Below are 6,315 nucleotides of genomic sequence, written 5' to 3' on the forward strand. Positions count from 1 at the left end.
GTTTTGCTAGTCCCCATCCCCAAGTCACTAATCACCGTTTTTTTTCAGCAAAGCCAGCCGGCTAAAGCGGCTTCTACCAACAAGGGTATTTGTGTTGCTCTTACAATAAGAAGTCTCTTTTCCGTGTATTCCGTGGCGAATCAGTGTTGAGTATTTTTTGTTTTCCTATTCCCAAGTCCCTAATCACCGTTTTTCCCGAGCTTATCTCTATTTTTCCGTGGGTTCCGTGGATTCCGTTGCAAATCGGTTTTTCTTCCAGCTTCTAGCTTCCGGCTTCAAGCTATGGTTACCCATTCACCAAACCTACCATGTCCCACATGGGGGTAAATATACCTAATGCCAGTGTTAGTACCATGGCAGAAATCACCACGATTAATATCGGCTCTATTTTAGAGGTTAAATTACTAATATCGTAATCCACTTCTTCTTCATAGAATTTACCGGCTTCCATTACCATTTGGTCTACTCGGCCGGTTTCTTCACCCACTTTAAACATTTGTAAAATCAGTGGGGTAAATACCTTACTTTCTTCCGCGACCGCCGACAAACTGCTGCCCGATGCTAGTTTATCGCCCATGTTTAAAATAGCTTGAGTTAAATAGGCATTACCGGTGGCATTACCCGCCAAGGTGAGCACTTGTACTATGGGTACGCCCGAGCCCAGCATCATAGAAAAACTGCGGCAAAAGCGCGCTAATAAAATACGGTTTACCAAGGGGCCAATAATGGGAATACGCAGTAATAGCGTATGCCAGCGCAACCGCCCTTTTTTAGTTTTAACATAGCGCATCAGCAACACAACGGCCGCAATAATGCCCACTACCATATGCCAAATGTAGTTAGTAAAAAACTCAGAGGTGGCAATTAAAATGCGCGTCACTAAAGGTAACTCAGAGCCCATGCTGGCAAAGATACCGGTAAAGGCCGGTATCACGTAAATATTCACCACCACCATGGCGGCTACCATGGCGATGCTCACAAACATGGGGTAGCGGGTGGCGGCTTTTACCCGGCGTTTGGTGTCTAACTCTAATTGAAAATAATGGGCAAGCTGCAAAAATGCCTCTTCTAATTGCCCGGTGCTCTCCCCTACTTCAACTAAGGATACAAACAGGGTATTAAAAATATGCGGGTGCGCCGCCAGCGCATTGGCCAAAGTTTGCCCTTGGTTAAGGGCCGTTACCACCTCGGTGAGTGCCGTAATAAGCACTTTATTGTCTGTGGTGTCACGCAAGCCTTCTACTATGCGCAATATAGGAATACCAGCGCGAGTAAGAGAAGAGAACTGTCGGCATAAAATCAGCAATACTTCTAGTTTAACGCCACCGTGTAAAAAACTTTGCCATTGAAACTCGCGCTTAGCACCGCTCTTGGCTGCTTTAATTTCAACCGGCATTAAACCGGCATTCATTAAACTGTCGGCGGCGGCTTGCTCAGAAGCGGCCTCTAAACGCCCTTTATTGAGCTCGCCTCGGGTATTACGGGCGCGATATTCAAAAAAGGCCATTAGTCTATCCACTCACTTAAGCGCAGCACTTCACTAAGGGCAATATCACCGGCTTGCGCCAATTTAAGCGCCGAGTGTGCTAACGTCACGTAGCTCTTATCACTGGCTACGAGTTGGTTAAAGCCCTCTATGTTTTGTTCGCGCAAGCAATCAGCCATGTTATGAGTGATTTCTAACCATTCGTATACGCCTACTCGCCCTTTGGCCCCAGTGTGGTTACAGCTGGCACAGCCTTCGCCCTGATAAAACCCGCTGTGGCTGGCTTCTGGGCTTAAATATTGTAAAAACTGCTGTTCGCTTTGATCAAGTGGGTGCGCTACTTTGCAGTATTCACACAAGCGCCGTACTAGGCGCTGTGCCAAAATGCCTTTTAGAGTACTGGCCACCAAAAAACCTGGTACTCCCATATCGACTAATCGTACTGCCGAGCTGGCTGCGTCGTTGGTGTGCAAGGTAGAAAGTACTAAGTGACCCGTTAGTGCGCCGCGCATGGCAATTTCAGCAGTTTCATGGTCGCGCATCTCACCAATTAAAAGCACGTCTGGATCTTGGCGCAAGCTGGTGCGCAAAATAGAAGCAAAGGTCAGGCCCGCCTTGGTGTTTACCTGTACCTGATTCACCCGAGATAGCTGATATTCTACCGGATCTTCAGCGGTAATGATTTTGCGCTCTGGGGTATTAAGTTCGGTTAATGCGCCATATAAAGTGGTGGTTTTACCACTCCCTGTGGGGCCTGTGACCAAAATGATGCCATTAGGGGCGGCTAATTTTCGGCGAAACTTAATCAGTAGTTCAGGAGGCATACCGGCTTTTTCGAGGCTGCGAATACCTTGCGATTGATCCAGTAGCCGCAGTACCACGGCTTCGCCATATTGCACGGGCATGGTAGCCATACGAATATCGACCGGACTGTCTTTGATGGTAATCGCAAAGCGACCGTCTTGGGGTAAGCGACGCTCTGAAATATCGAGCCCGGCCATTATTTTAAGGCGTGATACTAATGCCGGGCCAATATTGACCTCTTTAAGCTCGGTTTCTTGCAAGCGGCCGTCGATACGCATACGAAACCGGATTAGTTTTTTATCCGGCTCAATATGGATATCTGAGGCCCCCACTTGCAGGGCGTCTTCAAACATGGAGTAAAGCAATTTAGCCACAGTGGCGTCACTGTCATCTAGCCCTGCGGCTTCCATTATCGGTCGGCTGGGGGCATTTTCACCTTGTAGCTGCTCGGCTAGGTGAGCAATGTCGTCGGTACGCCGGTATAAATGATCGTATAAATCAAAGAGTTGGCTTTGTAACGCCACCGCTAAGTGCACTTGGCGTGGGCTTAGCAAGTTACTGATGGCATCTTGGGTATCAAGATCGGCAGGATCAGACAACACGACTGTGGCATCGGTGTCGCTGGCTTCAATTACCAGTGCGCGATGGCGACGAGCATAGACTTCTGATAATAATTTAACGGCTTTGGGATCAATATCAATTTTATTAAGGTCAAGCAGCGGCAAGCCCAGTTGTTCCGCCACAAAGCCTAATAATTCAGGCTCGGTTAAAATGCCCATTTGTACCATAAGCGCACCAATGCGCCCGCCCTCGCGCTGTTGCTGCTGCAATACCGCATCAAGCTGCTGCTGGCTAATCACCTCATGATCGATTAACAGCTCACCTAGGCGCTTAGTTAACTTGTATTTGGACATTTTGTTCCTCTTGCTGCAGTTGTGTTAGTTGCTGCTCAACAAAACGCTGTGAAGCTTGGCCTAAGTCGGCACTGGCACGCGCCTGTAAAAAAGCCGAGGTAAAATCTTCCCCAAGCTCACGCTGACACAAGCCCAAGCCTAACCACCAAGCACCCACTCGGCTGTGGGTAAGAAGTTGCTGATAAGTGTTAATGGCTTGATGACACTGATTGCTACGCCTGGCCATATCGGCTTTTAAGCTGTAATAATCGAGGTGCTTTGCCAAAGTCGGCTCAAGCTCATTAAGCAGGTGCAAGGCGGCGCTATAGCGGCCTTGCTCTGCCAGTAGCCGCGCTAAGGTTAAGCGCAAGTCGGGTTGCTGGGGACTTAAATGCACCCCTTGTTGTAATACTTGGCTGGCTTGGCCTAGCGCACCGCGGCCATACATTAATGAGGCTAAGCGCAGGCGCAGTTTATGGGCATCACTGAATTCCCCCAAGGCCTGAGCTAAAGTAACTTCGGCTAATGCCCAGTTGTTGTTGGCTAATGCAACATCGGCTTGTTGGTTAATTTCTTGTAACCATTGCGTACGCGACAGTTTCACCTCACTAATATCTAAACTACTGGCCACTTCTTTAGTGGTTACGCCTACACTTGGGGCCATGGCTTGATGAGGCTTAGCCTTAGGCTGGGTGGCCATAGTAGGAGCTACTTGCTGTAAATACTGGCGAGCCAGCGCATCTAACTCGGCCTCGGGGGCCTTGACCATTAAATCCGTTAAGGCCACAGCGTCATTGTCCATCCGCTCAGAGGGCTGAGCATAGGCTTGATAAGGCAGCCCTGTTGCAAGTAGCCCAAGCGTACCGGCAAGGGCACTTATTGTAGTGAGTGATGTGATATAACGGCGGACTATCATTACCTCGTCTCGCGATCTATGGCGCGCATGGGGCGCTTATTGCTAGAGATAATACCTGAGCCTTGGCGCACCGGCTCTTTTGCCATGGGCTGATTGTTGTCTATGCCCCGCGTTGGCTCAGAAAAGTTCACTTCGCCACGGTCTACTCCCCGCACAGGTTCAGACTCTGGATACCACTTTTCTAATAAATCTCGCGAGCGTTGTAGCTCATCAGTCCAGGTGTTTTCGGCCACCACCACGGGGCGCAACATAATCACTAACTCGCTTTTTAATGTAGACACGCTGCGATTTTTAAATAAATTACCCAACACCGGAATGCGGCTTAGCACAGGCACCCCGCTACTCATTTCACGTTGTTTTTCTTGCATTAAGCCACCAATAATGATCATCTCGCCTGAGCGGGCTTCTACTATGGTGTCGGACTCACGCACTGTGCTGCGAGCCAGCGGCAGCACAACTTCCCCGTCCCCAAAGTCAATACGTTTTTCACCGTCGGTCACTTCACTAACGGTCGGGTGAATATGCAGCAAGACATTGTTGTCTTCAGATATTTGTGGCGTGACATCGAGTGAAATACCAGAGAAAAACGGTTTTAGTTCAATATCGGGTGATTGTTGAGTATTACCATTGCTACTGGTAGTGGTTTCTAAGGTGAAGTTGGTAACAAAGTATTCATCTGTACCGACTTTAATCACCGCTTTTTGGTTATTACTGGTGGTCACTCTAGGGTTAGATAAGGTATTCACCTCACCTTGGGTTTCTAGCAGGCTAACCGCCGTGGTAAATTTACCGTCGGTAAAGTTAAAGATGGCGCCGCCACCTAATACGTCAGAGATGGGTAAATTAAAGCCCGGAAACGGATTAACACTACCAGTGACACGAGACGGTGGGCTAATGTTCGCCCCCGATCCGGCTTGTAGGTTTTGCCAGTCAATGCCTTGCTCGTAGCCGTCATTTAACTCCACCTCAACAATGCGTGCTTCTAAAATCACTTGCCGCTTAAGCTGGCGCTCGGCTTGGCTTAAAAAGTCGTCCACTAATGCCAGCTCGCTGGGGTTAGCCCGAACACTGACTAAGCCTGCTTGAGGGTTAGTGACTACCACTCTATCGTCTTTACTGCCAATTAAACGACTTAGGGCAGACTCTAAATCGACCCAAAAATCATTGGTCGATTCGGTGCTTATGCGCGTAGCGTCGTTGGTTGAGCTGCTACTACTGCTGCCTTCGCTGTCGGTATTAGACAAGTTACTGCCGCTAATGGCAGTTTGTGATTGCCCTTGGCGCGAAAGCATTAGGTAATTAACATTAAAGGTGCGAGTGCGCACCCCATTGGGGTATACCTGATAGACGCCATTTTTATGCTCTATGCCATAGCCATAGAGTTGCGAGATAGCAGTCATGGTATCGGCCAAAGTGGCTTGGCGTAAATTAAGACTAATGGTGCCACTAACGTCTGGATGGGTAGCAATGCTCACCCCATGTTGGTTGGCCAAGGCATTAAAAAAACCATTAGCCGCTACACCGTTAGCGGCAATATCAAAACGACGGGTGCGAGGAGCACGGGTAATAGCGGAGCTTACCGGCTTGGCACTAAGCAATTCGCGCTGTACATCATCTGGCACGCTATTGGGTTTAAGTGCTAACGCCTCGTCTAATGCCGCTTTGGGTAAAGTACCATCGGGGGCAGTCACACAGGCGGCCATTGAAGCACTCAACAAGGCGATAGTTAAAGGTCGTGTCGTTAGGTTCATGGCGTACTCGTGTTTGATAATGTAGGAAACAACGTTAAGGTGAGCGGACTACCCTGCCCTTCCAATAATACGCGATCAGCTTTAATACGCGATAGGCGGTAATTTTGTATTTGATCGCCAACCTGATAACGCTCGCCGTCAATAATAGCGCTGGCATCACGCCCACTAAAAATAGCTTGCAGCTGCAAGTCTATTGGCTTAGGCGCCACTTCGCTATGCACCTCGGTACTGGGCGGCATAATAGGCGTTAATGGCCGCGTGGGATCTTGGGCACCGGCGGTAGTGCTGAGTGTAGAGCTGCTCAGTATCAGCAGTAATAATGAATTAACCACGCAACAACTCCTTATGTTGGCTAATGGTAAAAAAGTTAAGGCGAATAATAGCCTGAGGGTATTCTTCTATCTCAAACTCAAGGCCTTGCCAAAAAATACGCCCCGATAACTGCTCTAGCTGCTCTACATAATC

Annotated in this window: 5 protein-coding genes; all 5 read right to left on the bottom strand. The window is 48.8% G+C overall.

Annotated features, from left to right (window positions below; all coding sequences use genetic code 11):
* Positions 1-286 precede the first annotated feature (286 nt).
* Genes ACTHY5_RS10655 through ACTHY5_RS10675 form a run of 5 tightly spaced genes read right to left on the bottom strand, consistent with a single transcriptional unit; the run spans position 287 to position 6,182 of the window.
* Positions 287-1,507, bottom strand: a complete 1,221-nt coding sequence (locus ACTHY5_RS10655; RefSeq protein ID WP_441879461.1) for a type II secretion system F family protein — start codon at positions 1,505-1,507, stop codon at positions 287-289.
* A complete protein-coding gene (locus ACTHY5_RS10660; protein ID WP_441879463.1) occupies positions 1,507-3,204 on the bottom strand; it encodes a GspE/PulE family protein in 1,698 nt (565 codons plus the stop codon). Before ACTHY5_RS10660 ends, ACTHY5_RS10655 begins: the two co-directional genes overlap by 1 nt.
* The gene (locus ACTHY5_RS10665) at positions 3,182-4,099 is read right to left on the bottom strand and encodes a tetratricopeptide repeat protein (protein WP_441879465.1); all 918 of its coding nucleotides are present in this window, start codon (positions 4,097-4,099) and stop codon (positions 3,182-3,184) included. The genes ACTHY5_RS10660 and ACTHY5_RS10665 overlap by 23 nt, the downstream gene beginning before the upstream one ends.
* Positions 4,099-5,850 carry a pilus (MSHA type) biogenesis protein MshL gene (gene mshL / locus ACTHY5_RS10670; protein WP_441879467.1) on the bottom strand — a complete coding sequence of 584 codons (1,752 nt, stop codon included), beginning with the start codon at positions 5,848-5,850 and terminating at the stop codon, positions 4,099-4,101. The genes ACTHY5_RS10665 and mshL overlap by 1 nt, the downstream gene beginning before the upstream one ends.
* Positions 5,847-6,182 (bottom strand): SctD/MshK family protein, encoded by a 336-nt coding sequence (locus ACTHY5_RS10675; RefSeq protein ID WP_441879469.1) that lies wholly within the window; start codon positions 6,180-6,182, stop codon positions 5,847-5,849. Before ACTHY5_RS10675 ends, mshL begins: the two co-directional genes overlap by 4 nt.
* Positions 6,183-6,315 lie beyond the last annotated feature (133 nt).

Origin of the sequence: Oceanisphaera sp., from assembly GCF_052084945.1 — a bacterium.
GTDB lineage: Bacteria > Pseudomonadota > Gammaproteobacteria > Enterobacterales > Aeromonadaceae > Oceanimonas.

Excerpts from the sequence above, each read along its gene's own strand:
- ACTHY5_RS10665 (WP_441879465.1), bottom strand. The coding sequence starts at position 4,099 with ATGATAGTCCGCCGTTATATCACATCACTCACTACAATAAGTGCCCTT.
- mshL (WP_441879467.1), bottom strand. The coding sequence starts at position 5,850 with ATGAACCTAACGACACGACCTTTAACTATCGCCTTGTTGAGTGCTTCA.
- ACTHY5_RS10655 (WP_441879461.1), bottom strand. The coding sequence starts at position 1,507 with ATGGCCTTTTTTGAATATCGCGCCCGTAATACCCGAGGCGAGCTCAAT.
- ACTHY5_RS10660 (WP_441879463.1), bottom strand. The coding sequence starts at position 3,204 with ATGTCCAAATACAAGTTAACTAAGCGCCTAGGTGAGCTGTTAATCGAT.